The following is a 26,150-nucleotide window of genomic DNA, read 5'->3' as shown; positions in this document are numbered from 1 at the left end:
GAATCCAACCTTGCGTGTTCGGCTCGACCATTGTGTTCGATCCGCTAACTCCCTTGGCTGACCAGCCAGCTATGCGACGGGAAGAAGCGGTCCAATCCGTATTCCCGTCCGAACATGATGTCGTGCTGCAGATGGCGATAGTCGCGCACCGTCGGATCGAGGTGCTGCTCGTTGCGCGCCCAGTCCGGGAAAGCCTCGTTGTCGCGCGTCGCGAGCTGATAACGGTCGACGATGGTGTATTTCTTCTGCACGCGGCCGAGGAAGCCAGTGTAGAAGGGATGTTCATATCCGGCTGTTTTCAACACGTGATAGGGCAGTTGCGACGGGCTGATCGTGCCGATATCCTTGCGTACGCCATTCTTGCTCGACCAGATGACCAGCGGCGTTTCGTGCTCCTGCTTCATAACGTCGAGCGGTGCCTTTCGCGTCGCCACCTGCTGGGGCATGTAGCCGGTGTTCGGATAGGCGCTGCCGAGCGGCGGCAGGTGATCGCCCCAGAGGACGATGATGGTTTCACGGTCACGCTTTTCAGCCCAGTCCATCAGCATCTTCAGACTGTCATCGGATTCCCGAACGCCCTGCGCATAGGTGGCGAGCGTTGCAAGATCGTCGTCGTTCAGGTTGCCGGTGATATCGACGGTATTCTGTGCAAAGCGATTGGGTTCGTAAGGGCCATGTCCCTGAAGAGTGACAGCGAAGAAGAAGAATGGCTGATCGGCTTCGTCTCCCTCGCGCATGATTTCCTTCATCAGGGAATCGTCGGCGGCGAACATGCCGCGTCTCTCCATCGGCGGTAGGGTTTCATCGGTGTGGAACTCCTCGAAGCCAAAAGCCTTGTAGACTTCGTTGCGATTCCAGAACCAGCCGCTGAAGGGGTGGAGCGCGCGTGCCGCATAGCCTTCGCCGCGGAAGAAGGTGGCAAGCGACGGCATGGGCCGGCGCACATATTGCTGATAGGGGATGCTGCCATAGGGCAGGAAGGCATTGGAAAAGCCCGTCAGCGCCTCGAATTCGACATTGGCGGTCATGCCGCCGAACTCAGGCGAAAAGACGTAACCGGATTGCCTGGCGCGGATCGTCGGCATCGGATCGGGCGTAAAGGCGACATTGGACAGCCGGGTCGGATCCCAGAGGGATTCGCTCATCAGCATGATGACGTCAGGCTTCTCGCGCGGACCGGAGAGATAGTCGTAGTTTCTCGCCGGAATAGCATCGATCGCATCCGGTCCGTAGCCCGCCGGGGATTTGACATCGGCCATCGGCAGGTTGAGCGAGAAGGCGATGACGAAGCCGTTGTAGCTGTAGTTTTCCTTCTGATCCCAGACGATCGGGATGATGCGCAGTTTCTCACGGATGGAGGAATATTGCGTCGGGTCCATCTGCGAAACGAACAGCGCCGCAAGCGGCAGGCATACCGACAGCCTGGTCATGCGCGCCTTTTGCGATAGCGCGGCGGCGTGTTGCCAGGCATGGCGCCACAGAAAGGCGAGGGCGGCGAGGGACGCAATGACGCCGATGGCGAGTGCCGCGGCGGTCCACGGCCGATCGCGCACCATCACAGGCATCAATTCCATGATCTGTCGTGCAAACAGGAAATCAGACGGATAGAGCGGATCGGAGAGATAGTTCTGCTTCTGGCTGGAGATGAACGCCGGAACCAACAGCAGCGGTGCGACGATCAAGACCGATAGATGCGCTCGGCCGAGAGCCGCATCCAAAATGAGCATAGTCAGCATGACGATGCCGATGGTGGTGAAGCCGGGGCGAGACGGAGAAAAGAGATAGGACGGGACGGTCGAAAACTCACCGCGCACAATCCATTCGACGGCAATGACGATCGACAGTGCGAGCAGCAAGGTCAGAGTAAGGCTCAGAACTTGGCGCAGGACGGCTGATTTCTGCCTCGCTGCGCCGATTTTCTGGAAAAGAACGAGCCTGCCCGCCAAAGCGGAACCGATGACCAGATCGACCAAGGGTTTCTCCGAATGTTATAGGGTATTCATATAATTGTCACGTTTCTGTCATGAATTCTGGATGAACCGCAAGGCTGACCTGGTAGTTTTCCGGGTAAAAATACCGCCTATGCGCGTAGTGCGATCTTTGATACCTGCAGGTGAACGAAGGCGGTTGCGGAAGAAGAATGCCATCGCTAAATGTATGGCATGACAGAGCAAAGCCCGATCACTCAGACCATCCGTATCGCCGTCGCGCAGCTCAATCCGACGGTCGGCGACGTTTCCGGCAACCTGGCCAAGGCGCGCGAGGCGCGGGCCGAGGCGGCGCGCGAAGGCGCGCAGCTCCTGATGTTGACGGAATTGTTCATTTCCGGCTATCCGCCGGAGGATCTGGTGCTGAAGCCGGCCTTCATCCGCGCTTGCTGGAAAGCCGTTGAAAGTCTCGCCGCCGATACCGCCGATGGCGGGCCAGGCGTCGTCGTCGGTGTCCCACGGCAGGACGACACCGGCCGCTACAATTCCGTGGCCGTGCTCGATGGCGGTAAAGTCATCTTCATCAGGGACAAGGTCGATTTGCCGAACTACGGCGAGTTCGACGAGAAGCGGGTTTTCGACGAAGGGACCATCGCGGGGCCTGTCAATTTTCGCGGCGTCCGCCTTGGCATACCGATTTGCGAGGAGATCTGGAACGATCTCGGCATCTGCGAAACGCTGGCCGAGAGCGGTGCGGAAATCCTGCTGGTCCCGAACGGTTCGCCTTACTATCGCGGCAAGGTGGATGTCCGTCACCAGGTTGCATTGCGGCAGGTGATCGAGTCAGGCTTGCCGCTTGTTTATGCCGCCCAAGTCGGCGGTCAGGACGAATTGGTTTTCGACGGCGCGAGCTTCGGATTCAATGCCGACAAGACGCTGGCGTTCCAGATGAGCCAGTTCGAGACCGCGCTGGCAGTCACCACCTGGAAGAAGAACGGCGACGTCTGGCATTGCGCCGAAGGACCGATGGCGCATATTCCGGAAGGCGAGGAGGCCGATTACCGCGCCTGCCTGCTGGGCTTCCGCGACTACGTGAACAAGAACGGCTTCAAGTCGGTCGTGCTTGGCCTGTCCGGCGGTATCGACTCGGCGATCTGCGCGGCGATTGCGGTGGATGCGCTCGGAGAGGAGCGCGTACGCACCGTCATGCTGCCCTATCGCTATACCTCAGAGGATTCTTTGAAGGATGCGGCGGATTGCGCCAAGGCGCTCGGCTGCCGCTACGATATCGTGCCGATCGAGGATCCTGTCACCGGCTTCACGACGGCCTTGTCCGATCTGTTCGAAGGTACGGAAAGCGGCATCACCGAGGAAAATCTGCAGAGCCGTGCTCGCGGCACTATCCTGATGGCGATCTCCAACAAATTTGGCTCGATGGTGGTGACGACGGGCAACAAGTCGGAAATGTCCGTTGGATATGCCACGCTCTATGGTGACATGAACGGTGGCTTCAATCCCATCAAGGATCTCTACAAGATGCAGGTCTATGCGTTGTCTCGCTGGCGCAACCTGCATGTGCCGCCGGGCGCGCTCGGCCCTTCAGGCGAGGTGATCCCCTACAACATTATCGACAAGGCGCCTTCGGCTGAACTGAGGCCGAACCAGACAGACCAGGATTCGCTTCCGCCCTATCCGGTGCTCGACGATATCCTCGAATGCCTGGTGGAAAAGGAAATGTCGGTCGAAGAGATCGTGGCGCGCGGACATGATGTCGCGACGGTTCATCGCATCGAGCATCTGCTTTATCTCGCCGAGTACAAGCGCCGCCAGTCGGCTCCGGGCGTGAAGATCACCAAGAAGAATTTTGGTCGTGATCGCCGCTATCCGATCACCAACCGGTTCCGCGATCGCTGATCGCAACGCCGGCGTTAAAGGGGAAAGTATGCGCAGCTCGGTCGAGATCTACAATATCCGCACGGGTGCGAACCGGGTGGTCTTCCAGACGGACCAGCTGATCGAGGCGCCGAACTATTCGCCTGACGGACGCTATTTGCTGCTGAACGGCGACGGTCTGCTTTACCGGCTGCCGTTGGGTGGCGTTGGCAAGATCGTTCGCGTCGATACCGGCTTCGCCACGCAGTGCAACAACGATCATGGGATTTCTCCCGACGGATCGCTGATCGCGATTTCCGACAAGACGGAGCATGGCAAATCCTGCATCTATGTGCTGCCGGCCGAAGGCGGCACGCCTAGGCAGGTCACGACCAACCTGCCGTCCTATTGGCACGGCTGGTCACCCGACGGGCAGCGCTTCTCCTATTGCGGCATCCGCGACAACGTCTTCGATATCTACACGATCTCGATCGACGGCGGTGAAGAGACGCGGCTGACGCATGGCGAGGGCCGCAACGATGGCCCGGATTTTTCGGCCGATGGGCAATGGATCTATTTCAACTCCAGCCGCACCGGTCTCATGCAGATCTGGCGCATTCATCCCGACGGCACGGGGTTGCAGCAACTGACCGATGATAATTATGGCAATTGGTTTGCCCATCCATCTCCCAGGAACGACAAGGTCGTGCTGATCTCCTACGATCCTGAAGTCTTCGACCATCCGCGCGATCTGAATGTGCGGATGCGGTTGATGGATATGGATGGCGGCGATCTCACGACGCTGTTCGAACTCTTCGGCGGACAAGGAAGCATCAACGTGCCGAACTGGTCGCCCGATGGCGACGAGTTCGCCTATGTCCGTTACGAGCCGGCCTGACGCTCTGGACGCTCTTACCGCAACCTCGCGCAGGAAGTAGGCGACGAAGTCATCATTTCCCTGTTGCGGCAGCCTATTGCGTCGGCTGCGGCCCGGCCTCTTTCGGATGCTTCAGGTCAATGCCACCTTGGTCGGTCGCAAGGAATTGCGGCCCGACCTGACGGACCTTGTTGGCTGACGGATCGTAGGGTCTGTCCGGCGGGAATTGCTGCTGCTCGGCCTGCGTCACCGCCGGAGCCTGCTTTTGCGGCAGACCGGAATTCTTCTGGGGTTTTGGCGTTTCGATTATGGTAATCGAGCTTTCCGGCTGCGCAAGGGACTGCTGCTGCGGCGCATAGGCGTCGAGCTTGGTGCGGGTATCGATGACGATATCCGGCGTGGCCGAGGCCGGCGCGCTGCAACCGTTCCTCTGCATGGTATCCAGCAGTTGCCGGCGCTTAAGGCTGGCCGCGTCGATGCGGCCGACGCTCTCATCGCGCTGATCTACCAACATGCCGAGATCGTGCCGCATTCCATCGAGCGACGTTCGCATGTCGTCGCAGACGCCTTCGTTGTTTGAGCCGATGATCACCATGCTGCTGTCTTCGACGCAGCCCTGATTGCGCAGATCACTCATCAAGCGGCGGATCATCGTGTTTTGCTGGACTATGGCGCGCGAAAGCTGGCGCGTCTCCTGGCTCGCGCCGACCACTTCAGCGGTATCGGCGTAGCGGCCGCGCAATTCGTCGCACAGATTGGCCTGCGCGAAGCTCGGTGTGGCCGTCAACAGGGACAGCAGGGCAATGGAAACTAGGTTTGTGCCGCGGTTCACGATTCTGTTCTCGAAGGCGGGTTGATTTCGTTGGAAACTACACTTTGGAGCTTAACAACGTATCCATCAAAACACACGGATTTCGAGAGGATTTTAGCGAATTGTGATTTGCGGCCACCATGCTTGGGCGGCCGCAAAAAAATGCTTCGTCAGGCCAGTTGCGATGCCTCGACCACGGCCAGGGCTGCCATGTTGACGACACCGCGTGAAGTGACCGAAGGCGAAAGAATGTGGGCGGGAAGGGCCGTACCCAGCAGGATCGGCCCGACATGCAGCCCGTCGGTCATGGTCTTGACCACGCCAAGCGTGATGTTGGCGGCATCGAGATTGGGAAAGACGAGCAGGTTTGCTTCGCCGGAAAGCGTGCTGTCCGGCATGACGTGGCGGCGCAAGCTTTCGGAAATGGCGCTGTCGCCGTGCATCTCGCCATCGACTTCCAGCTCCGGCGCGGCTTCGCGAACGAGCGCCAGGGCATTGCGCATCTTGGTCGCGCTTTCCGATTCCCGCGAGCCGAAGTTGGAGTGCGAGACGAGGGCGGCACGCGGCGTGATGCCGAAGCGCTTGATTTCCTCCGCCGCCAGCACCGTCGACTCTGCGATTTCCTCGGCGCCGGGATTAAACGACACGTAGGTATCGGTGTAGAAGGTTGCGCCGCGCTGCGAGATGAGCAGGCTCAGCGCCGAAAAATCCCGAACATCCGGGCGCTTGCCGATGATCTGGCGGACGATGCGCAGGTGGCGCTCGTAGCGGCCTTCGAGGCCGCAGATCAGCGCGTCGGCTTCGCCGCGCTTCAGGGCAAGCGCGCCGATAACGGTCGTGTTGGTGCGCACGATCGTCCGGGCGGCCTCGGGGATGACGCCGCTGCGGCCGACGAGCGAAAAATAGAGCTCGACATACTCGCGGAAGCGCGGATCGTCGTCCGGATTGATGACGGCGAAATCGGTATGCGGGCGGATCTTGAGGCCGTATCGCTTCAGGCGGGTCTCGATGACGGAGGGACGACCGATGAGGATCGGGGTGGCTGTGCCTTCCTCAAGCAGAACCTGTGCGGCGCGCAGCACGCGCTCATCTTCGCCTTCGGAGAAGACGACGCGCTTGCGCTCGGCAATCTTCGCAGCGGCGAAGATCGGCTTCATGATGAAGCCGGAACGGAAGACGAAGCGGTTGAGTTCGTCCATGTAGGCATCGAAATCGGTGATGGGGCGCAGCGCCACACCGCTTTCGGCGGCTGCTTTCGCCACAGCCGGAGCGATGCGCAGGATCAGGCGCGGATCGAAGGGCGAGGGGATCAGATAGTTCGGACCGAAGACCGGGGTCTCGCCGGTATAGGCGCGGGCAGCAACGTCGGACGGCTCTTCGCGGGCGAGCGAGGCTATGGCGCGCACCGCGGCCATCTTCATTTCCTCGTTGATCGTCTTGGCGCCGCAGTCGAGCGCGCCACGGAAGATATAGGGGAAGCAGAGAACATTGTTCACCTGGTTCGGGAAATCCGAACGGCCGGTGCAGATCATCGCATCGGGACGGGCGGCGCGGGCGAGGTCGGGCATGATTTCCGGCGTCGGGTTGGCCAGCGCCATGATCAGCGGCTTTTCCGCCATTTTCTCGAGGAGCTCGGGCTTCAGCACGCCTGCGGCCGAAAGGCCGAGGAAGACGTCGGCGCCTGGGATCGACTCGGCGAGCTCGCGCTTGTCGCTATCCTGGGCATAGACGGACTTCCATTCGTCCATCAGCACGTTGCGGTCCTTGTAGACAAGGCCCTCGATGTCGTGGACCCAGATGTTTTCGCGCTTGGCACCGAGTATGACGAGCAGATTGAGGCAGGCAAGCGCCGCGGCACCGGCGCCGGAGGCGACGATCTTGACGTTCTCGATCTTCTTGCCGGCCAGTTCCAGTCCATTGAGGATGGCGGCGGCGACGATGATGGCGGTGCCGTGCTGATCGTCATGGAAAACCGGGATTTCCATCTTTTCGCGCAGGCGCCGTTCGACGTCGAAGCATTCAGGCGCCTTGATGTCTTCCAGATTGATGCCGCCGAAGGTCGGCTCCAGCGCCGAAATGGTGTTGACCATCTCGTCGACGGTGGGCGCAGCCACTTCGATGTCGAACACGTCGATGCCGGCGAATTTCTTGAACAGAACCGCCTTGCCTTCCATGACAGGCTTGGACGCGAGCGGGCCGATATTGCCGAGGCCGAGGACGGCCGAACCATTGGAAATCACGGCAACGAGATTGGCGCGGGACGTGTAGTACGCTGCCGTCTCGGGATTGTCGCGGATGGCGAGGCAGGGTGCGGCCACGCCCGGAGAATAGGCCAGCGCCAGATCCCGCTGGTTGCCGAGCGGCTTGGTGGCCTGGATTTCAAGCTTGCCGGGGCGGGGATAACGATGAAAGTAGAGAGCCTGTTCGTCGAGATCGCCACTCGCCATGTTCTTGGCTGCCTTCGATGTATCGTGCGTATCCACCACACTTCTCCATTCCTGCCTATGCTTTGAGTCCCCTGAATACATCAATCGCTTCGCGTTCACAGTATGCAATTGACGTCGCCGACCGCTTTTTTGTCATCGCGGATTCGCCGGTGTCCGTCTTGGGGCCGGTGAGGGCTATGCTTCCCCGCTTCGCCGCTTCGCCGCTCGGACAGTCATAAGGGGTTCATCGCGTGGGCCTATGAGAACGGCAGACGAAGGACCCTCCATGACATTGATCGCTTCTCATCGCGGCGGCGCGCATCTATGGCCAGAAAACACCAGGCTTGCCTTTTCAAGGACGGCCAAGCTTGATGTCGATCTCGTTGAATTCGACGTTCACCAGACGCGGGACGGCAAGCTGGTTGTGCATCACGATGCCCTGATCGACCGGATGACCGACGGCAAGGGGGCCATTGTCGATCTCAGCCATGAAGAGCTGATGCGCCATGTCGTGATCGGAAGCGACGGCGAGACTATTCCGACCCTTGCTGAGACCATCGATATCTTCGGCCCGTCCCCGGTCGATCTGCGACTGGAGATCAAGACGAAAGCGGACGGCACGCCCTATGAGGGGATGGAAGCCCGCATCGTCGATGAGTTGATGGCGACCGGCATGGTGTCACGGACGATGATCACCAGTTTCGCCCTGCCGCGTCTCGAAGCCTTTGGCACAGCACTTGGTGACCGCGGTTTGAACGTCGGCGAGTCGCTCGGCTTCATTTTTCTTTGCTCGCCGCAAATGACTGCGCAGCTTGGCTGGAATGGGATCATCGCCGCGCTCCGCAGCTGCGGTGTGCGCGAGATAGCGGTGCGTGCCGACGCCCTGGACGCCGAAGTCATGGGCATCCTACGCAGAAGCGGCATGACGGTGCACGGCTGGGCCGCGCATACGAGCGAAGCGGCAAGAGCGATGTTTCGCCTCGGTGTCGCCAGTTTTACAACCGATCGTCCCGATCTCGCCATCGCGGCCAAACGTGGCTGATCCAGCCCGGTAGGCCAGCGGACACAGGGTTTGTCATCTTCCTGAAACACGAGTCTGGTTTTGGAATAGCCAAGTTTGGATAGGGCACGGACTTATAGTTCGTGAATGAAAACATGGACACCCGGCGATTCCGTACACTGTTCATCTCTGACGTACATCTCGGTTCGAAGGCCGCCAAGGCGGACTTCCTTCTCGATTTTCTGCGCTACCACGATGCCGATACCATTTTCCTCGTCGGCGATATCATCGATGGGTGGCGCCTCAAGCGAAACTGGTACTGGCCGCAGGATTGCAATGACGTGGTGCAGAAGGTTCTGCGCAAGGCGCGCAAAGGCACACGGATCGTTTATATCCCCGGCAATCACGACGAATTCCTGCGCGATTTCCCCGGCACGCACTTTGGCGGCATCGAGGTCGCGCAACGCGCCATGCACGAGACTGCCGACGGGAAGAAGTATCTCGTCCTGCATGGCGACGAATTCGATGTCGTCGTTCGTAACGCCCGCCTGCTCGCCTATCTCGGCGATTGGGCCTACGACATGGCCATTCTGATCAATATCGGCCTCGCGGCCGTGCGCCGTCGCCTGAACATGCCCTATTGGTCGTTCTCGGCCTGGGCAAAGCTGCAGGTGAAGCATGCCGTCAACTTCATAGGCGAGTTCCAGCGTGTCGTCGCCGAGGAAGCCAAGCGCAACGATGCCGATGGCGTGATCTGCGGCCATATCCATCACGCTGTCATCGAGGATCTCGACGGCATCCGCTATATCAATACCGGTGACTGGGTGGAAAGCTGCACGGCGATCGCCGAGCATGAGGACGGCACTTTCGAGCTGCTTACCTGGCGGTCGATCCTCGAGACGGAGCCGGCCGGTATATCTGTCGAAGAGTTGCCGAAGGCACTCGGCGTCGGCGCCCGGGCAGCCTAATTTTAGCGCCGCTTCACGGACGCAATAACAGGCTGTCATAATTATTGATCGTCATGAGGCGCCTGTAATTCGGGTTTTTTCCGAAACGTTACGATTTGGCTATTTCTCGCCATAGTCGTACTCTCGATAGCGTGATACGGACAAATTCAGTTCCCTTCAGGTCTGTCATGATTCCCGCGAAAAAATCCTTGCAGGGCGAGGGCGCGCCTTCGTATTTCCGTCTGCGCACCGCCTTGTCCTACTGCGCGCCGTTGTTCGTCAACGGGATCGCTTTGCCGTTTTTCCCCGTCTGGCTGGCGGGATTAAATTTCAATGATCATGAAATCGGTCTCGTGATAGCCGTGCCGATGGTCGTGCGCGTTCTGGTGACGCCCGTCATCGCGGTGTTTGCCGATCACATGAAGGAACGCGCCGATGTGCTGTTCTGGTCCGGTGGACTGTCATTGCTGACGGCGATCGCGCTTTACTGGACGAGCGAATTCTGGCCCGTGCTGCTCGTTTATGGCGTCCAGGGCGCGACCTACGCGCCCTATGTGCCGGTGGTCGAATCGATCGCTATGTCGGGGGTGCGCCGCTGGGGGTTCGACTATGGCTCCATGCGTGTCTGGGGATCGATCATCTTCATCGTTTCGACGCTTTTCGGCGGCCAGATGATCGGGATGTGGGGAGGCACCATGGTACTGCCCGTCATGGTCGCCGGCTTCGTGCTGACCATGCTCACGGCGCTGATCACGCCGCGTATCGGGCCGACGCGGCGGCGCAACCAGCCGATCAATCTGCAGTCGCCCACTGGAAGCTCGCTGCGCTCTCCGCAATTGCTGATCACGATGATCGGGGTCTCGGTGCAGCAATCGAGCCATGCGATGCTCTACACATTCGCGTCGATCTATTGGCACAAGCTCGGCTTTTCCGGAACCCAGATTGCCGTTCTCTGGAGCATCGGCGTGGCGGCGGAGGTAATGGTCTTCTTCCTCTCGAGAAAGCTAAGTCGCCGTTTCAGTGCGTGGACGCTGATTTTCTTCGGCTCGAGCATGTGCGTCCTGCGTTGGATCCTGTTCCCCATCAATCTCGGTTTCGCCGGCTATTTCCTGCTGCAGTGCTTCCATTCCTGCACCTATGCCTGTGTGCATACCGGCATCCAGCGCCGCATCGTCGGATCCGTTCAGGAAACGCAGGAAGCGTCCGCTCAGGGCGCCTATTATTTCTATAACGGCATGTTCCTCGGCCTGATGACGCTCGCGTCCGGTTATCTCTATGCCTGGCTAGACCTTTCCAGCTACTATGTGATGGCAGCGGTGGCTGCGTTCGGCCTGGGCATGGTCATCTTCGCGCGCAACCTCCGGCCCAGGAGTTCGGCGATCGGCGGGGGCGCACACGGCGTCTCATAACGCGGATGCAACAAATTCATTTGGATATCAAAAAGCCGTGACATATGTTGGCCGCGGCGCAGCATAGCAATCTCCCGTGCAGTCGGTGTATTAAACATCGGCGTCGTGCGGGCTCCGTGAGTCGACGTTGGTGATGCCACATTTGAAAGACGCATGAGCTTGAAAGCAGCCGAACAGAAATCCGATGCACCGAGGATCGATGAAGAGCCCGATGGCAATGGGCATCGCTATCGGCTTGAAGGCAATTGGCGTAGCGCCAATGTGCACGGCGTGCTGCGGCAGATCGAGCAGCTCTCGAAACGGAGCGCCGGCGGCGAGGTTGTGATCGATCTTTCCGATCTCTCCGATGTCGACACGGCCGGTGCGCTGCTGATCCGGCGATTGAAGGTGAGCCAGGAGGCGCATGGCGCCACCGTGACGATCGAGGGCTCCAATTCGCATATCGACGAGCTGCTGACCGCCTTCGACGAGGATCCGGACGCGGAGAAGGGCGAGCCGAAGGCGAAGATATCATTGCCTGAGCGGCTGTTTGCGCCGATCGGCAGAAATGTCTACGAACTTTGGGGCAATCTCATTGCTGCCATGTACATATTGGGCTCCGCAGTACGCGGTGCGCAGCTCAAGTTCGGACGCGGCAGCGGCGTCTCGCCTGCTTCGATCGTCAATCAGATCGACCACATGGCCGTGAGGGCCGTTCCGATCATCCTGCTGATGTCGTCGCTGATTGGAGCGATCATCGCGCAGCAAGGCGCGTTCCAGCTGCGCTATTTCGGTGCGGAAGTCTTTGTCGTCGATCTCGTCGGCATCCTTCAATTGCGCGAAATCGGCGTGCTTCTGACGGCGATCATGATCGCAGGTCGTTCCGGCAGCGCGATCACCGCCGAGATCGGCTCGATGAAGATGCGCGAGGAAGTGGACGCGCTGAAGGTCATGGGTCTAAACCCCATCGGCGTGCTGATCTTCCCACGGCTGGTGGCGCTGACCGTCGCTCTGCCCCTGCTGACGATCATTGCCAATTTCGCTTCGCTGTTTGGCGCGGCGATGGTCGCCTGGGGCTATTCCGGTATCACCATTGCGACCTTCATCTCCCGCCTGCATGAGGCGATCAGCCTTTCCACGGTCATTTCAGGCATGATCAAGGCTCCGTTCATGGCGTTGGTCATCGGCATCGTCGCGGCGGTCGAGGGATTGAAGGTCGGCGGCAGTGCCGAGTCGCTGGGTCAGCATGTGACTTCGTCGGTCGTGAAGTCGATCTTCGTCGTGATCCTGATGGACGGGCTTTTTGCCATGTTCTACGCAGCGATCGACTTCTGAGGGATGACGACGATGAGCGCACTTCACTCGGAAATCCCGTTGGAAAGAGATGAGCACGGCAGGGATATCGTGCTGTCGGCACGGGATGTCACCGTCGCTTTCGGATCGAAAGTCGTGCTCGATAAACTGAACCTCAATATCTATCGCGGCGAAATCCTCGGTTTCGTGGGCGCTTCCGGCGCGGGCAAGTCAGTGCTGCTGCGCACGGTACTGCGGTTGCTGCCGCGCCGCTCGGGCAAGATCGAGATCCTCGGTGAAGACTATGACACGCTCTCGGAGCCAGAGCGCAACCAGCTCGATATGCGCCTCGGCGTCCTTTTCCAGCAGGGCGCCTTGTTTTCCTCGCTGACGGTGAAGGAAAATATTCAGGTGCCGATGCGGGAATATCTGGACCTGCCGCAAGAGATGATGGACGAGCTGGCGCTGATGAAGATCCGCATGGTGGGTCTCGCTGCCGACGCCGCCGACAAATATCCGTCCGAGCTTTCCGGCGGCATGATCAAGCGCGCAGCACTTGCCAGAGCCCTGGCGCTCGATCCTGACCTGGTCTTTCTTGATGAACCGACGTCCGGCCTCGATCCGATCGGCGCGGCGGAGTTCGACGAGCTGATCGCCAGGCTACGCGACACGCTCGGCCTGACCGTTTATATGGTGACTCACGACCTCGATAGCCTGTTTTCCGTCTGCGACCGTATTGCTGTTCTTGGACAGAAGCGGGTATTGGTGGAAGGCACAGTTGAGGACATGCTCGCCTGCGATGACCCTTGGGTACAAGCCTATTTCAGGGGCAAGCGCGCACGTTCGATCGTGCCGCGGGAAGACATCAGGGAGCACAACGACGACAACGGCGCAGGCCCCCACAGCCGCGAGAAGTGACTGGAGACAATGGAAACCAAAGCCAATTATACGATCGTCGGGTTCTTCACGCTGCTCGTTATCGCGGCCGCTTTCGGCTTCGTCTACTGGATGGCGGAATATGGCCGCGGCGGTCCGATGGTCGAACTCGTGGTGCGCATCCCAGGTTCTGCGAACGGTTTGAGCGTCGGTTCACCGGTTCGCTTCAACGGCATTCAGGTCGGTTCGGTGCAGAGCCTTTCGATCGATGCCGACGATCCGAACTACTCGCTGGCATTCACGCAGGTGCGTGCCGATGCGCCGGTCTATACGTCTACCAAGGCTATTCTTGAAATTCAGGGCCTGACAGGTGCTGCCTATATCGAGCTTTCCGGCGGCCGCAACGGCGACGAGAATATCCTGAAACGTTCGATCGATACCGGCAAACGCGCCGTGCTGCTTGCCGATCAGTCCAGCGTCACGAACCTGTTGACCACGGCGGACAAGATTCTCAACCGCGCCAATGATACGATCGGCGACATCCAGGGCTTCGTCTCGGATTCGCGCGGGCCGCTGACCGATACGGTGCGCAACGCGCAGAAATTCTCCAAGGCGATCGCCGACAATTCCGATAATATCGACAAGTTCTTGGCGAGCGTCGGACAGCTTGGCGATACGTTCAAGACAGTTTCGACGCGCATCGACTCGACGCTGGATGCAATTGAGAAACTGGTGCGCGCAGTCGATGCCCAGAAGGTCAACGACGTCATCGCCAATGCCGACAGGATTACCGCCAACGTGGCGGATGCCACGACCGATCTGAAGGCGACCATCGCAAGCTTCAAGCAGACGGCCGAAACCTACACCACCTTCGGCCAGAAGGCGCAGCAGACGCTGGATCGTGTCGACGCCATCGTCGCGCAGATCGATCCGGCGAAGATCAAGGGATCGGTGGATGACATTGCCGACGTGACGAAGCAGGCTCGCACCGCTGTCGCGTCTATTCGCGATGTGGCCAATACCGTTGCGGCGCATCAGCAGGATATCGACCAGACGATCGCCAATGCGCGGGACATCTCCACCAAGCTGAACTCGGCGTCCGGCAAGGTCGACGGCATTCTCACGAAGGTCGATTCCCTGCTCGGCAACGACAGCACGCAATCGCTGTTCGCCGAAGCCAAGGATACGCTGGAATCCTTCAAGAAGATGGCTGACAATCTCAATTCCCGTATCGGCCCGATCGCCGATAATCTGCAGAAGTTTTCGAGTGGCGGCCTGCGCGATGTCCAAACTCTCATTAATGACATGCGGGGCACGGTTGACAATCTGAATACTACAATCACTAATTTCGACCGCAATCCACAGCGACTGATCTTCGGTGGGGATACGGTCAAGACATATGATGGCCGAGCGCGGCACTGATGAATAGCGATATCTGGGCTCCAGGGGATAAGCGGAATATGGTCGGTTGCGTGTCGAGTGAGCGTCATCAGGTGTGGAAAGCTGTGATCGCATTGCCATTGCTAGGAGCCTTGCTGGCGGGCTGCGGAAGTTCCTCCAACAACGACACCTACGATCTTTCCGCGTCGGTGAAGGCGAACGGACCTTCGGTCAAGAACCGACAGATCCTCATCCCGCCGCCGACCGCGCTGCAGGCGCTGGACAGCAACCAGATCGTCATCCGCGTTTCATCTTCGGAAATCCAGTATCTCGGCAAGTCGCAATGGAGCGACAAGCTGAGCAGGATGGTGCAGTCGAAGCTGGTCGAGGCTTTCGAGAATACCGGCAAGCTCGGTGGCGTCGGCGTGCCGGGGCAGGGCCTGGCGATCGACTATCAGGTCGTCACCGACATTCGTTCCTTCGAGATCAATACCGTAGGCGGCCAGAAAACCGCGACGGTCGAAATCTCGGAAAAGATTCTGAACGACCGCACGGGTACGGTAAAGGCGCAGAATATCTTCCGGAAGGTCGTGCCTGTCAGCGGCGGCAGCAATCCCGATTTCGTGCGGGCGCTGGACGCCGCGTTTGCGGGCGTGACCAGCGAGCTTGTCGACTGGACGTTGCGCTCGCTTTAAGGGCCATTATCGCTCCATCAGTTCTTTGAGAGTCCCGAGATCTTTCAACACATGCGCGGCATCGGCCGCGAACTGCTCTTCGGTCATGCCGGGGAGCTGAAGCAAGGTGAACATGACCTCGCAGCCGTCGCCATTCGGCACGATCCGCAGCGCGTTGTGAACCTGAAGACCGGAATCCAAGGTCACCCTGTGGTCGAGGACGCCGAAGTCGTTGCGGGCGGCGAAGCGTACGCGGGCGGTGCCAAGAATGCCCTCCGCGATCCAGTCCTCTCCATCCTGCTTCAATCCCGATGCCAGGCCGGAAGCCCATAGCGGCATGTTTTCCGGACGGCTGGCAAAACCGTAGACCTCCGTCCAGCGACGATCGATGGAGATATGCACGATCTTCGCGATCATGGTCGACATAATGGTCTCCTCCTCTATATTTTCTCGCGGCGGACTGGCGATCGGCTGCGGGCTCGTGCGCATGGAAAATGGATGGGCCGCGAATCCCGCAACATTTTTGCACAGTCCTGCAAAGCGGGCGATTCGGGGCTGTCGAAGGCTTGCCGTTTCACGCTCGGAATGCAACAACAACGCCCAACGCAGGCCGTCGCAACTCGCATCGATTGACGGAGGCATTGCGTCCTATCGGATGTTGCCGCGTCCTCTGCGCCCCCGGCGCGGCGCCGGATGTGGTCAACGACTCATTGGAGGATTGTCGTGGAAAAGGCAGAAATCGGGCTGATCGGTCTTGCTGTGATGGGATCGAATCTGGCGCTCAACATTGCCGAAAAAGGCAACAAGATCGCGGTGTTCAACCGGACGCCGCAAGTGACGGACGAATTCTATGCGAATGCGGGCGCGCTTAAGGACAAGATCATTCCTTGCAAGACGATCGAGGAGTTCGTCGAGGCGATCCGCCCTCCGCGGCCGATCATCATCATGATCAAGGCCGGCGAGCCGGTGGATCAGCAGATGGCGGCGCTGCAGCCGCATCTCGACAAGGGCGACATCATGATCGATGCCGGCAACGCCAATTTCCGCGACACCATGGCCCGCTTCGATCGCCTGAAGGATACTGGCCTGACATTCATCGGCATGGGCGTGTCCGGCGGCGAGGAAGGGGCGCGTCATGGCCCGTCCATCATGGTCGGCGGCACCGAGGATTCCTACAAGCGCGTCGAAAAAGTACTGACGTCGATCGCTGCAAAATACAACGGCGATCCCTGCGTTGCCTGGCTCGGCAATGACGGCGCCGGTCATTTCGTCAAGACCATCCACAACGGCATCGAATATGCCGACATGCAGATGATCGCCGAAATCTACGGCATCCTGCGAGATGGACTCGGCAAGAGCGCCGCCGAAATCAGCGGTATCTTCGGCGACTGGAACAAGGGCCGGCTGAATTCCTACCTGATAGAGATCACCGAAAAGGTTCTGGCCGCCAAGGACCCGGCGACCGGTAGCGCCATGCCGGACGTCATCCTCGACAAGGCCGGCCAGAAGGGCACCGGCAAGTGGTCTGCGATCGAAGCGCAGAACATGGGCATTCCGGCGACCGCTATCGAAGCCGCCGTTGCAGCCCGTAGCCTTTCGGCTCTCAAGAGCCAGCGCGAGGCCGCCGAAAAGATTTTCGGCACGCCGGACTACAAGTTCCCGATCGCCTTCGGTCCCGACCTGTTAAAGGATCTGGAACTGGCGCTGTTCGCCGCCAAGATCGGCGCTTACGCGCAGGGCTTTGCTGTCATGGCCGAAGCATCGAAGGAGTTCAACTGGTCGCTGCCGATGCCTGTTATCGCCAAGATCTGGCGTGCCGGCTGCATCATTCGTTCGCAGTTCCTCGACGAGATCACCAGCGCCTTCACCAAGGCGCCTGATGCGGCAAACCTGATCGTTACGCCGGCCTTCGGTGAGATGGTCAAAGAATCGATCCCGTCGCTGCGGCGCATCGTTTCGGCGGCCACGGCATCCGGCCTGCCGGTTCCGGCGCTCGCTTCGGCACTGACCTATTTCGACGCCTATCGTCAGGCTCGCGGCACTGCCAACCTGATCCAGGCCCAGCGCGACTTCTTCGGCGCGCACGGCTTCGACCGTATCGACGGCAAGGACATCCATCACGGCCCATGGGGCAGTGGCGCAAACGGCTGAGTGAGCTGCAGAATCTAAACTGAAAAGGCCCGCCGGCGAAATCCGGCGGGCCTTTTTATCGTCAGCTCTTCGGCCAGACAGGCGAGCTGATGCTTTGCAGCAATTCCGGTTCTATCCCGTCGATGCGGGCGATGACGGATTTGGCCAGCTCTCGGCCGCCATGACGAACATCCTCATAAATCGTGATGATTTCCGGGCGGATCCAGTTCAGCACGTCAGTCGATTGCTTGGCGACCATATCGATATCACGGCCGAGGCGGAAACCAGCCGCCTCGATGCCGGCATTGACGGCGATGGCGCCGCCGCCGCTGGAACAGACGATTCCATCAGGCGGATGAGGAGAGCGCATCAGCGCCTCGACGCTGTCCCTGATATCGGCCAGCGGCGCATCGGTCGTTACCCTCAGCGGGATCTCCTCGGCGCCGTATTCGTGCAGGCCGATCTGGAAGCCGATGCGGATATGCGAGTAGTAGGTCAGCTTGCTGGCGGGCTGCAGCAGCGCCAGGCGACGCCGCCCCTTGGCGACCAGTGCACGAACGGCCTCGTGGGCGAAGGCCTCGTTGTCGAAGTCGTGGAAGGGGTGAACGATGCCCATGTCCGTCCGCCCGTGCGTGGCGAAGGGCAGGCCGCGTTCGTGCATCAACCGAACACGCGGATCATCCGGCTCCGTACGCGATATGATGACGCCATCCGCAGAGCCGGTGTCGAGGATATAGCGCACGGGAACCAAGGGGTCCTTGCTGTGCGAGTGCGGCGTGATGACCAGGTGGTATTGCGTGCCGGCCAGAACCTCTGAAATTCCGAAGACCATCTGGCTGGTGAAGCCCATGATCTCTTCGTCGATGCTCAGCACCAGCGCAATGACATTGGTCTTGCCGGTCCTCAGGCGCACGCCGGCGCGATTCGGTTGATAGCCCAATTGCCGGGCAACCATGCGCACCCGCTCCTTGGTCTCGGCGCCGATATCGGGGGCATCCTTCAATGCGCGCGAAACGGTGGTAATTCCAAGCCCCGTCATGAAGGCGATCGTCTTCAGTGTCGGCCGCTCCGGTGCGGGCTGAGTGCCGCCCCCTGACGTTTTCTTATTGTCCATTTCGTACAAGCTCGCCTCCCGGCCGCCTCCCGCGGCCAATCCGCTTATATTGCTCACGCCAGTATCGCAAGCATAGACGCAATGCGACTGTTCCTCCGCCAATGATCAAAACTGTAACGATACAGTACGAATGTCGAGCTTTATTTTCGGTGCATCTTTTGTCTAAATTCCTAAAGGTTGCATCGCTGCTTACCCATCGAAAGCTTTGCAGCCGCGGAGCTGCATCTGGGAAATTGTGGAGATGGTCTTTAAGAATATAAAATAAAATCAGCTATTTATGGAAAAATCCTTGAAGGGATTTCAGTTGAATGAGCTCTGTACAGACCGCGTATTCGACAGGAAATACTTACTCATAGGTTGTATATTCAACTATCTTCAAAAAAATCACGAGTTGGCGGTTGCGCGGCGAAAATGATTCGACTAGGTTTTTCCGGCAACGTTTCAGTGAGGGAGGAGAACTCATGAATATCCGTTTGATGGCGACTGCGCTTGCTGCGTCGGTCGTGTTGCCGCTGGGGGTAGCCAACGCGACAGATTTGGAAGTAACCCATTGGTGGACGTCCGGCGGCGAAGCTGCCGCGGTGGCCGAGCTGGCAAAAGCGTTCGACGCCACCGGCAATCATTGGGTTGATGGTGCGATTGCCGGCTCCGGCGGTACTGCGCGTCCGATCATGGTCAGCCGCATCACCGGTGGCGATCCGATGGGCGCCACCCAGTTCAACCACGGCCGCCAGGCCGAGGAGCTTGTGCAGGCCGGCCTCATGCGCGACCTGACCGATGTCGCCACCAAGGAGCACTGGAAGGATGTCATACGCCCGTCCAGCCTGCTCGATTCCTGCACGATCGACGGCAAGATCTATTGCGCCCCGGTCAATATCCACTCCTGGCAATGGCTCTGGCTCTCGAACGCAGCCTTCAAGAAGGCCGGCGTCGAGGTTCCGAAGAACTGGGATGAGTTCGTTGCCGCTGGTCCGGCACTGGAGAAGGCCGGTATCGTTCCGCTCGCCTTGGGTGGTCAGCCGTGGCAGGCCGCGGGTGCCTTCGACGTGTTGATGGTCGCCATCGCCGGCAAGGATACCTTCCAGAAGGTATTCGGAGACAAGGATAAGGAAGTCGCTGCCGGACCGGAAATCGCAAAGGTCTTCAAGGCTGCCGACGATGCCCGCAAGCTCTCCAAGGGCTCCAACGTCCAGGATTGGAACCAGGCCACGAACCTCGTGATCACCGGCAAGGCCGGCGGTCAGATCATGGGCGACTGGGCGCAGGGCGAGTTCGCGCTGGCGGGCCAGAAGGCCGGCACGGATTATACTTGCCTTCCTGGCCTCGGCGTCAATGAAGTCATCTCGACAGGGGGCGATGCATTCTACTTCCCGCTGCTGAAGGACGATGCCAAATCCAAGGCTCAGGAAGTGCTGGCCAAGACACTGCTCGATCCGAAGACGCAGGTCGCCTTCAACCTGAAGAAGGGCTCGCTGCCCGTTCGTGGTGACGTGGATCTCGCGCAAGCCAACGACTGCATGAAGAAGGGCCTCGAGATCCTGAAGAAGGGTAACGTGATCGAGGGTACGGACCAGCTTCTTTCCGCCGATACCCAGAAGCAGAAGGAGGACCTGTTCTCCGAGTTCTTCGCAAATCCCGCGATGACGCCGGAAGCGGCACAGAAGCGCTTCGTAGACATCATCGCCGCGGCCGATTGACCTCTACCTTCTCGCTGTAGTGATACCGGCTTCGCGTAGCGGGCCGGTATCACGGCCGGGACACATAGCGTGATCCGGTTTGCCACAGCGGCCCTCACGGACGACGGATCCGCATCTATGTGGCGGTTGCCGAGAGTGAGGGGAAGCGCAGGAACCGTGGTCAAACCCAGTTTCTGATCGTCGAAGCAGTTGCGATGCAGAAGGAGCTACAATGACGGGTCAAGCGAAAGCCGGCCGGCCAAATCAATATCTGCGCAATCTGAACTCGAAGATTGCATCCATTCCTATGATCCTGACGGCTGTCGTCATCTTCCTTGGCGGCTCAATCTGGACAGTGGTTTATTCTTTCACCAGTTCAAAGCTGCTGCCTCGCCTCAGCTTTGTGGGGCTGGATCAGTACCATCGCCTGTGGGCGGCGCCACGGTGGATCATGTCCATCGAGAATCTTGCGATTTATGGTGTGCTGTCCATGATCTTCAGTCTCGTCATCGGCTTCGTGCTGGCGGCGTTGATGGACCAGAAGATCAGGTTCGAAAACACCTTCCGCACGATTTTCCTCTATCCTTTCGCCCTCTCTTTCATCGTCACCGGTCTGGTCTGGCAGTGGCTTCTCAATCCTGAATTCGGCATCCAGTCGGTGGTGCGTTCGCTCGGCTGGATGAGTTTCACCTTCGATCCGCTCTATACGCCGAGCATCGTTATCTACGGCGTGCTGATCGCCGCACTCTGGCAGGGAACGGGTCTTGTAATGTGCCTCATGCTCGCGGGCCTGCGCGGCATCGATGAGGACATATGGAAAGCTTCGCGCGTAGATGGGATTCCTATGTGGAGGACCTATCTGTTCGTTGTCATTCCGATGATGCGGCCCGTTTTCATTACGACGCTGGTCATTATCGCCAGCGGCATCGTCAAGGTCTACGACCTCGTCGTCGCGCAAACCAGCGGCGGCCCTGGCATCTCGTCCGAAGTTCCGGCGAAATATGTCTATGACTACATGTTCCAGGCGCAGAACCTCGGTCAGGGATTTGCAGCCTCCACCATGATGCTGGTGACCGTCGCTATCATCATTATCCCCTGGGCCTACCTGGAATTCGGCGGAGGGCGCAAGCGTGGCTGATTCTGTTACTCTCAAGAATGCGAATGGCAGCGAGGCCGCGAGCGGCAAGACCTTCTCCGGACCGAACGGCCGCAAGCCGCGTCCGGCGCTCTCCGGCCGCAACATCATGCTTTACGGCACGCTCTTCGTTGCCGCAGTCTATTACCTGCTGCCGCTCTATGTGATGATTGTCACCTCGCTGAAAGGAATGCCGGAAATACGGCTTGGCAACATCTTCTCGCCGCCGCTCGAGATCACATTCGAACCATGGGTGAAAGCCTGGGCGACGGCCTGCACCGGTCTCAATTGCGACGGTCTTTCCCGTGGCTTCTGGAATTCGGTTCGCATCACCGTACCGTCCACGATCCTCTCGATCGCGATCGCTTCGGTCAACGGCTATGCGCTTGCCAACTGGCGCTTCAAGGGGGCGGATCTCTTTTTCTCCATCCTCGTCGTCGGCGCGTTCATTCCCTATCAGGTGATGATCTATCCGATCGTCATCGTGCTGCGCGAAATCGGTATCTATGGCACGCTCAGCGGACTTATCCTGGTGCACAGCATCTTCGGTATGCCGATCCTGACGCTTCTGTTCCGTAACTACTTCGCATCGCTGCCGGTGGAGCTCTTCAAGGCTGCGCGCATCGACGGCGCGGGTTTCTGGCAGATTTTCCTGCGCATCATGCTGCCCATGTCGCTGCCGATCTTCGTCGTCGCAATGATCCTGCAGATCACGGGAATTTGGAACGACTTCCTGTTCGGCGTCGTCTTCACCCGGCCGGAATATTATCCGATGACCGTGCAGCTCAACAATATCGTCAATTCTGTCCAGGGCGTGAAGGAATACAACGTCAACATGGCGGCAACGATCCTGACGGGTCTTGTTCCGCTGGTCGTCTATTTCGTCTCCGGACGGCTTTTCGTCCGGGGCATCGCCGCCGGCGCAGTGAAGGGGTGATCCATGACCAGCAGCGTTTCCATCAAAGACCTTTCGCTGAATTTTGGCGCCGTCAACGTCCTCAAAACTCTCAATCTCGAGATCAACGACGGCGAATTCCTGGTGCTCCTCGGCTCGTCGGGCTGTGGCAAGTCGACTTTGCTCAATTGCATTGCCGGCCTGCTGGATATCAGCGAAGGCCAGATCTTGATCAAGGGCAAGAACGTCACCTGGGAAGAGCCCAAGGACCGCGGCATCGGCATGGTGTTCCAGTCCTACGCGCTCTATCCGCAGATGTCGGTCGAAAAGAACCTGTCCTTCGGTCTGCGTGTGGCCAAGGTGCCGAACGATGAGATCAAGAAGCGCATCGCGCGTGCGGCCGAGATCCTGCAGATCGAGCCGCTCTTGAAGCGCAAGCCGGCGGAGCTTTCGGGCGGCCAGCGCCAGCGTGTGGCGATCGGCCGCGCACTGGTGCGCGATGTCGACGTCTTCCTCTTCGACGAGCCCTTGTCGAACCTCGATGCGAAGCTACGTTCTGAGCTGCGTGTCGAAATCAAGCGGCTGCACCAGTCGCTGAAGAACACGATGATCTACGTCACGCACGACCAGATCGAGGCACTGACGCTCGCCGACCGCATCGCCATCATGAAGAACGGCGTCATCATGCAGCTCGACGATCCCACAACGATCTATAACGAGCCACGCAATCTCTTCGTCGCCGGCTTCATTGGATCGCCTTCGATGAACTTCCTGAAGGGCGAATTGGTGAACCGCGATGGCAAGGTCGTGTTTGCCACCAACGACGTGCTATTCTCGCTCGATGGCTACAGGGCCGGTGAGGCATTGCAGGCCGGGCGCAAGGTCGTACTCGGCGTACGTCCCGAGCACATCAAGGTCAACGAGGAATTGGCGCCGGGCGCGGAGGCGCACAATGCCACCGTCGATATCGAAGAGCCGATGGGGGCTGACAATCTGCTTTGGCTGAAGCATGCCGGCCATACCATGTCGGTGCGCGTCAACGGTGCCAGGCGTTTTAGCCCCGGTACGGGCGTGAAGCTTAGCTTTGACATGTCTGTCGCATCGCTCTTTGATGCGCAGACAGAACTCAGAATATGATCATATGCATGGGGGCGGCCTTGCCGCCTCCTTTTTACAGCGGTCCGGGGAGGTCCGATGTCATCTTCGATCAACGATAATTTTGCCATCGATCTGGCTGGCTCGTGGAAGCTCACGTCTCCCGGCAGCGATCATTCTCTTTTCATGTCTCTGCCAGGCGATATCCATGCCGCGCTCAATGCGGAAGGCCTGATCCCCGATCCCTATTTCGGCCGGAACGAGGAGGTCGTGCAGTGGGTCGCCAAGCAGGATTGGGAGCTGAGACGCAGCTTCACTCTCGATGACACCGGTGGCGACTGGTATCTCGATATCGACTATCTCGACACCGTCGCAAGTGTCTATGTCAATGACGCGTTGGTGCTCGAAGCCGATAATTGCTTCCAGCGCTATCGCCCCGATGTCTCGAAGGTATTGAAGGCGGGCGAGAACAACATTCGCATCGTCCTGCATTCGAGCATCAAAGAGGGGGCGGAGCTGCAGGCGAAGCAGCCCTTCTACATCCCATACAGCACGAACAATTCGCCGATCCCGAACGGCAACATGCTGCGCAAGCCGCAATGCCATTTCGGCTGGGACTGGAACATCGCGATTGCGCCGCTCGGCCTTTACGGCACGATCGCGCTGAAGAAGCTCGAAATCGCCCGCATCGAGAACGTCGTCACCCAACAGATCCACAATGACGACGGTTCCGTCGATCTGAAGGTGACGGTGGCGCTTTTTGCCAAGGGAACGGGCGTTGCGCAGCTTTATTTCGAACTGGATGACGAGCGGGTGCGCCTCGATGTTGGCGTCAATGCCGGGGAAACCTCGATCACCCATCTCTTCCATGTCGACAAGCCGAAGCTTTGGTGGCCAGCCGGCAATGGTGAGCAGACGCTTTATGCTCTGTCGGTAGAGACGAATTTCGAGACCGTCACGCGGCAGATCGGCCTGCGGACGGTCGAGCTCATCACCGACGAGGACGAGGCCGGCAGCCGTTTTGCGCTGAAGGTGAACGGCCGCGAGATCTTTGCTCGCGGGGCCAACTGGATTCCGGCCGACGCGCTGTTTTCGCGCTCCAAGCCGGAGCTGACCGAGGATCTGCTGCAATCGGCCGCTGCGGCCAACATGAACATCATCCGCGTCTGGGGCGGCGGCTTCTACGAGCACGCCTGGTTCTACGATATTTGCGACCGGCTCGGGTTGATGGTGTGGCAGGACTTCATGTTCGCCTGCAATCTCTATCCCTCGACCGGCGATTTCCTGGAGAACGTCGAAGCCGAAGTGGATTATCAGGTTCGTCGGTTGGCGACGCATCCCTCGATCGTCCTCTGGTGTGGCGACAACGAGCTGGTGGGCGCGCTTACCTGGTTCGAGGAATCTCGTAAGGATCGCGATCGCTACCTCGTTTCCTATGATCGCCTGAACCGGACGATCGAGCGGGCGATGAAGAAGGTCGCGCCGGATGCGATCTGGTGGCCGTCGAGCCCGGCGTCCGGCTATCTGAACTTCGGCGATGCCTGGCATGCCGATGGCTCTGGCGACATGCATTATTGGTCGGTCTGGCACGAGAACAAGTCGTTCGACAATTATCGCACCGTTCGTCCGCGCTTCTGCTCGGAATTCGGCTTCCAGTCCTACACCTCGATGCCTGTCATCAAGACCTATGCCGAGGCGAAGGATATGAATATCGCATCCCCGGTGATGGAGCTGCACCAGAAGAATGCCGGCGGCAACGAGCGCATCGCCGGCACGATGTTCCGCTATTTCCGCTTCCCGAAGGATTTTCCGAACTTCGTCTATCTGAGCCAGGTCCAGCAGGGCCTCGCGATCAAGACGGCGGTGGAATATTGGCGATCGCTGAAGCCGCATTGCATGGGCACAATCTACTGGCAGCTCAACGACACCTGGCCAGTGGCTTCGTGGTCGAGCCTGGATTACGGCGGCCGATGGAAGGTGATGCACTATCTGGTGCGGCGTTTCTTCCAGCCGGTATCGGTCGCGGCGATCCCGTCGGAGGATAACAAGACGATCCGCTTCTCGCTGGTCAACGATACCAATGCGGACGTGACCGCGGATATTTCTGTTTCGCTGCTCAAGCTTGATGGCGAGCGTGTGCCGCTGACGACGGCGCATGCGGTCTGCACGCCGGATGCGGCGGTGGTCGCGCTGTCGATCGATGCGGATCAGGTTCCTGCCGATTGCCTGCTGGCGTGGCGTTTCACCGCATCGAACGGCATGCGCGGTGAGGGGCATTATGTCCACGGCACCTATAAGGCTCTGGAGCTTCAGCCCGCGGGCCTGACGGTGCTGAGGGAGGAGAAGGAGGAAAACGGTACGGTGGAGCTCACCGTCACCGCAAAGGGACTTGCGCTGTTCGTGATGATCGAGAGCGAGACTGAGGGGCGTTACTCTGACAACGCCTTCGATCTTGCCGCCGGCGAAAGCCGCCGCATCGTCTTTACGCCGGCCAAGCCATTGGCAGGCGGCGTGCCTGCATTCCGTATCTACGATCTGCAATCCAGCCAATCGGTGGATTGAGCTATTCCGCCGCAGCGGCGGCGATTTCGGGCTACAAGCTCATGACAGACGGCCACGAGGCCATGGAGGAC

At 59.3% G+C, this 26,150-nt stretch carries 20 protein-coding genes; 15 read left to right on the top strand and 5 right to left on the bottom strand.

The features are described 5' to 3' along the window. Nucleotides 1-44 precede the first annotated feature (44 nt). Nucleotides 45-1,973, bottom strand: a complete 1,929-nt coding sequence (locus AB8B29_RS08250) for an LTA synthase family protein (protein WP_113118663.1) — start codon at nt 1,971-1,973, stop codon at nt 45-47. A 189-nt stretch (nt 1,974-2,162) separates the two neighbouring features. Here AB8B29_RS08250 and AB8B29_RS08245 point away from each other — a divergent pair, with 189 nt between their 5' ends. Further along, nucleotides 2,163-3,842, top strand: a complete 1,680-nt coding sequence (locus tag AB8B29_RS08245) for an NAD+ synthase (protein ID WP_113118676.1) — start codon at nt 2,163-2,165, stop codon at nt 3,840-3,842. A gap of 28 nt (nt 3,843-3,870) precedes the next feature. Further along, on the top strand, nt 3,871-4,698 hold the full coding sequence (locus AB8B29_RS08240; RefSeq protein ID WP_113118662.1) for a TolB family protein: 828 nt from the start codon (nt 3,871-3,873) through the stop codon (nt 4,696-4,698). 73 nt (nt 4,699-4,771) lie between these two features. Here AB8B29_RS08240 and AB8B29_RS08235 read toward each other — a convergent pair whose 3' ends face one another. After that, nucleotides 4,772-5,509, bottom strand: a complete 738-nt coding sequence (locus AB8B29_RS08235; protein ID WP_113118661.1) for a hypothetical protein — start codon at nt 5,507-5,509, stop codon at nt 4,772-4,774. A 149-nt stretch (nt 5,510-5,658) separates the two neighbouring features. Beyond that, complete coding sequence (locus tag AB8B29_RS08230) at nt 5,659-7,971, bottom strand: NADP-dependent malic enzyme (RefSeq protein WP_037202428.1); 2,313 nt, start codon at nt 7,969-7,971, stop codon at nt 5,659-5,661. Between the two features lie 229 nt (nt 7,972-8,200). Here AB8B29_RS08230 and AB8B29_RS08225 point away from each other — a divergent pair, with 229 nt between their 5' ends. The 7 genes from AB8B29_RS08225 (at nt 8,201) to AB8B29_RS08195 (ending at nt 15,493) form a co-directional block, all read left to right on the top strand. After that, nucleotides 8,201-8,956: a glycerophosphodiester phosphodiesterase family protein gene (locus AB8B29_RS08225; RefSeq protein ID WP_162740591.1), complete on the top strand. Its 756-nt coding sequence runs from the start codon at nt 8,201-8,203 to the stop codon at nt 8,954-8,956. Nucleotides 8,957-9,069: 113 nt separating this feature from the next. After that, a complete protein-coding gene (locus tag AB8B29_RS08220) occupies nt 9,070-9,882 on the top strand; it encodes a UDP-2,3-diacylglucosamine diphosphatase (RefSeq protein WP_113118659.1) in 813 nt (270 codons plus the stop codon). A 167-nt stretch (nt 9,883-10,049) separates the two neighbouring features. After that, nucleotides 10,050-11,270, top strand: coding sequence for an MFS transporter (locus tag AB8B29_RS08215; protein WP_113118658.1), 1,221 nt, complete (start codon nt 10,050-10,052; stop codon nt 11,268-11,270). 153 nt (nt 11,271-11,423) lie between these two features. Further along, nucleotides 11,424-12,584, top strand: a complete 1,161-nt coding sequence (locus AB8B29_RS08210; RefSeq protein ID WP_037202423.1) for an ABC transporter permease — start codon at nt 11,424-11,426, stop codon at nt 12,582-12,584. Between the two features lie 12 nt (nt 12,585-12,596). Then, nucleotides 12,597-13,460, top strand: coding sequence for an ABC transporter ATP-binding protein (locus AB8B29_RS08205; RefSeq protein WP_037202422.1), 864 nt, complete (start codon nt 12,597-12,599; stop codon nt 13,458-13,460). A gap of 9 nt (nt 13,461-13,469) precedes the next feature. Continuing rightward, nucleotides 13,470-14,840: an MlaD family protein gene (locus tag AB8B29_RS08200; RefSeq protein ID WP_047556570.1), complete on the top strand. Its 1,371-nt coding sequence runs from the start codon at nt 13,470-13,472 to the stop codon at nt 14,838-14,840. Nucleotides 14,841-14,878: 38 nt separating this feature from the next. After that, entirely contained in the window at nt 14,879-15,493 is a 615-nt protein-coding gene (locus AB8B29_RS08195; RefSeq protein WP_051964402.1) for an ABC-type transport auxiliary lipoprotein family protein, read from the top strand. A 6-nt stretch (nt 15,494-15,499) separates the two neighbouring features. On the opposite strand, the gene AB8B29_RS08190 is transcribed toward AB8B29_RS08195, so the two are convergent. Then, nucleotides 15,500-15,898 (bottom strand): polyketide cyclase, encoded by a 399-nt coding sequence (locus AB8B29_RS08190; RefSeq protein WP_047638331.1) that lies wholly within the window; start codon nt 15,896-15,898, stop codon nt 15,500-15,502. A gap of 297 nt (nt 15,899-16,195) precedes the next feature. On the opposite strand from AB8B29_RS08190, the gene gndA reads away from it, so the two are divergent. Next, nucleotides 16,196-17,623 carry an NADP-dependent phosphogluconate dehydrogenase gene (gndA, locus tag AB8B29_RS08185; RefSeq protein WP_047638258.1) on the top strand — a complete coding sequence of 476 codons (1,428 nt, stop codon included), beginning with the start codon at nt 16,196-16,198 and terminating at the stop codon, nt 17,621-17,623. Nucleotides 17,624-17,684: 61 nt separating this feature from the next. Here gndA and AB8B29_RS08180 read toward each other — a convergent pair whose 3' ends face one another. Then, nucleotides 17,685-18,716, bottom strand: coding sequence for a LacI family transcriptional regulator (locus AB8B29_RS08180; RefSeq protein ID WP_047556781.1), 1,032 nt, complete (start codon nt 18,714-18,716; stop codon nt 17,685-17,687). Between the two features lie 461 nt (nt 18,717-19,177). Here AB8B29_RS08180 and AB8B29_RS08175 point away from each other — a divergent pair, with 461 nt between their 5' ends. From AB8B29_RS08175 to AB8B29_RS08155, 5 genes are all read left to right on the top strand, one after another. Beyond that, a complete protein-coding gene (locus AB8B29_RS08175; protein ID WP_037202417.1) occupies nt 19,178-20,413 on the top strand; it encodes an ABC transporter substrate-binding protein in 1,236 nt (411 codons plus the stop codon). A gap of 211 nt (nt 20,414-20,624) precedes the next feature. Continuing rightward, a complete protein-coding gene (locus tag AB8B29_RS08170) occupies nt 20,625-21,530 on the top strand; it encodes a carbohydrate ABC transporter permease (RefSeq protein ID WP_047638257.1) in 906 nt (301 codons plus the stop codon). Then, nucleotides 21,523-22,464: a carbohydrate ABC transporter permease gene (locus tag AB8B29_RS08165; protein WP_037202415.1), complete on the top strand. Its 942-nt coding sequence runs from the start codon at nt 21,523-21,525 to the stop codon at nt 22,462-22,464. Before AB8B29_RS08170 ends, AB8B29_RS08165 begins: the two co-directional genes overlap by 8 nt. 3 nt (nt 22,465-22,467) lie before the next feature. After that, the gene (locus AB8B29_RS08160) at nt 22,468-23,559 is read left to right on the top strand and encodes an ABC transporter ATP-binding protein (protein ID WP_439006370.1); all 1,092 of its coding nucleotides are present in this window, start codon (nt 22,468-22,470) and stop codon (nt 23,557-23,559) included. Nucleotides 23,560-23,616: 57 nt separating this feature from the next. Beyond that, nucleotides 23,617-26,079, top strand: a complete 2,463-nt coding sequence (locus AB8B29_RS08155) for a glycoside hydrolase family 2 protein (protein WP_113118657.1) — start codon at nt 23,617-23,619, stop codon at nt 26,077-26,079. The last annotated feature ends 71 nt before the right edge of the window (nt 26,080-26,150 follow it).

The sequence above is a fragment of the Rhizobium sp. 11_C7_N12_5 genome (assembly GCF_051811145.1).
Classification (GTDB): Bacteria; Pseudomonadota; Alphaproteobacteria; order Rhizobiales; family Rhizobiaceae; genus Rhizobium; species Rhizobium lusitanum.
Note: the sequence above shows the minus strand (reverse complement) of the source record. Positions and strands in the feature narration are given on the sequence as shown.

Coding starts and splice junctions, on each gene's coding strand:
- AB8B29_RS08245 (WP_113118676.1), top strand. CDS start 2,163: ATGACAGAGCAAAGCCCGATCACTCAGACCATCCGTATCGCCGTCGCG.
- AB8B29_RS08240 (WP_113118662.1), top strand. CDS start 3,871: ATGCGCAGCTCGGTCGAGATCTACAATATCCGCACGGGTGCGAACCGG.
- AB8B29_RS08225 (WP_162740591.1), top strand. CDS start 8,201: ATGACATTGATCGCTTCTCATCGCGGCGGCGCGCATCTATGGCCAGAA.
- AB8B29_RS08220 (WP_113118659.1), top strand. CDS start 9,070: ATGGACACCCGGCGATTCCGTACACTGTTCATCTCTGACGTACATCTC.
- AB8B29_RS08215 (WP_113118658.1), top strand. CDS start 10,050: ATGATTCCCGCGAAAAAATCCTTGCAGGGCGAGGGCGCGCCTTCGTAT.
- AB8B29_RS08210 (WP_037202423.1), top strand. CDS start 11,424: ATGAGCTTGAAAGCAGCCGAACAGAAATCCGATGCACCGAGGATCGAT.
- AB8B29_RS08205 (WP_037202422.1), top strand. CDS start 12,597: ATGAGCGCACTTCACTCGGAAATCCCGTTGGAAAGAGATGAGCACGGC.
- AB8B29_RS08200 (WP_047556570.1), top strand. CDS start 13,470: ATGGAAACCAAAGCCAATTATACGATCGTCGGGTTCTTCACGCTGCTC.
- AB8B29_RS08195 (WP_051964402.1), top strand. CDS start 14,879: ATGGTCGGTTGCGTGTCGAGTGAGCGTCATCAGGTGTGGAAAGCTGTG.
- AB8B29_RS08190 (WP_047638331.1), bottom strand. CDS start 15,898: ATGTCGACCATGATCGCGAAGATCGTGCATATCTCCATCGATCGTCGC.
- AB8B29_RS08180 (WP_047556781.1), bottom strand. CDS start 18,716: ATGGACAATAAGAAAACGTCAGGGGGCGGCACTCAGCCCGCACCGGAG.
- AB8B29_RS08175 (WP_037202417.1), top strand. CDS start 19,178: ATGAATATCCGTTTGATGGCGACTGCGCTTGCTGCGTCGGTCGTGTTG.
- AB8B29_RS08170 (WP_047638257.1), top strand. CDS start 20,625: ATGACGGGTCAAGCGAAAGCCGGCCGGCCAAATCAATATCTGCGCAAT.
- AB8B29_RS08160 (WP_439006370.1), top strand. CDS start 22,468: ATGACCAGCAGCGTTTCCATCAAAGACCTTTCGCTGAATTTTGGCGCC.
- AB8B29_RS08155 (WP_113118657.1), top strand. CDS start 23,617: ATGTCATCTTCGATCAACGATAATTTTGCCATCGATCTGGCTGGCTCG.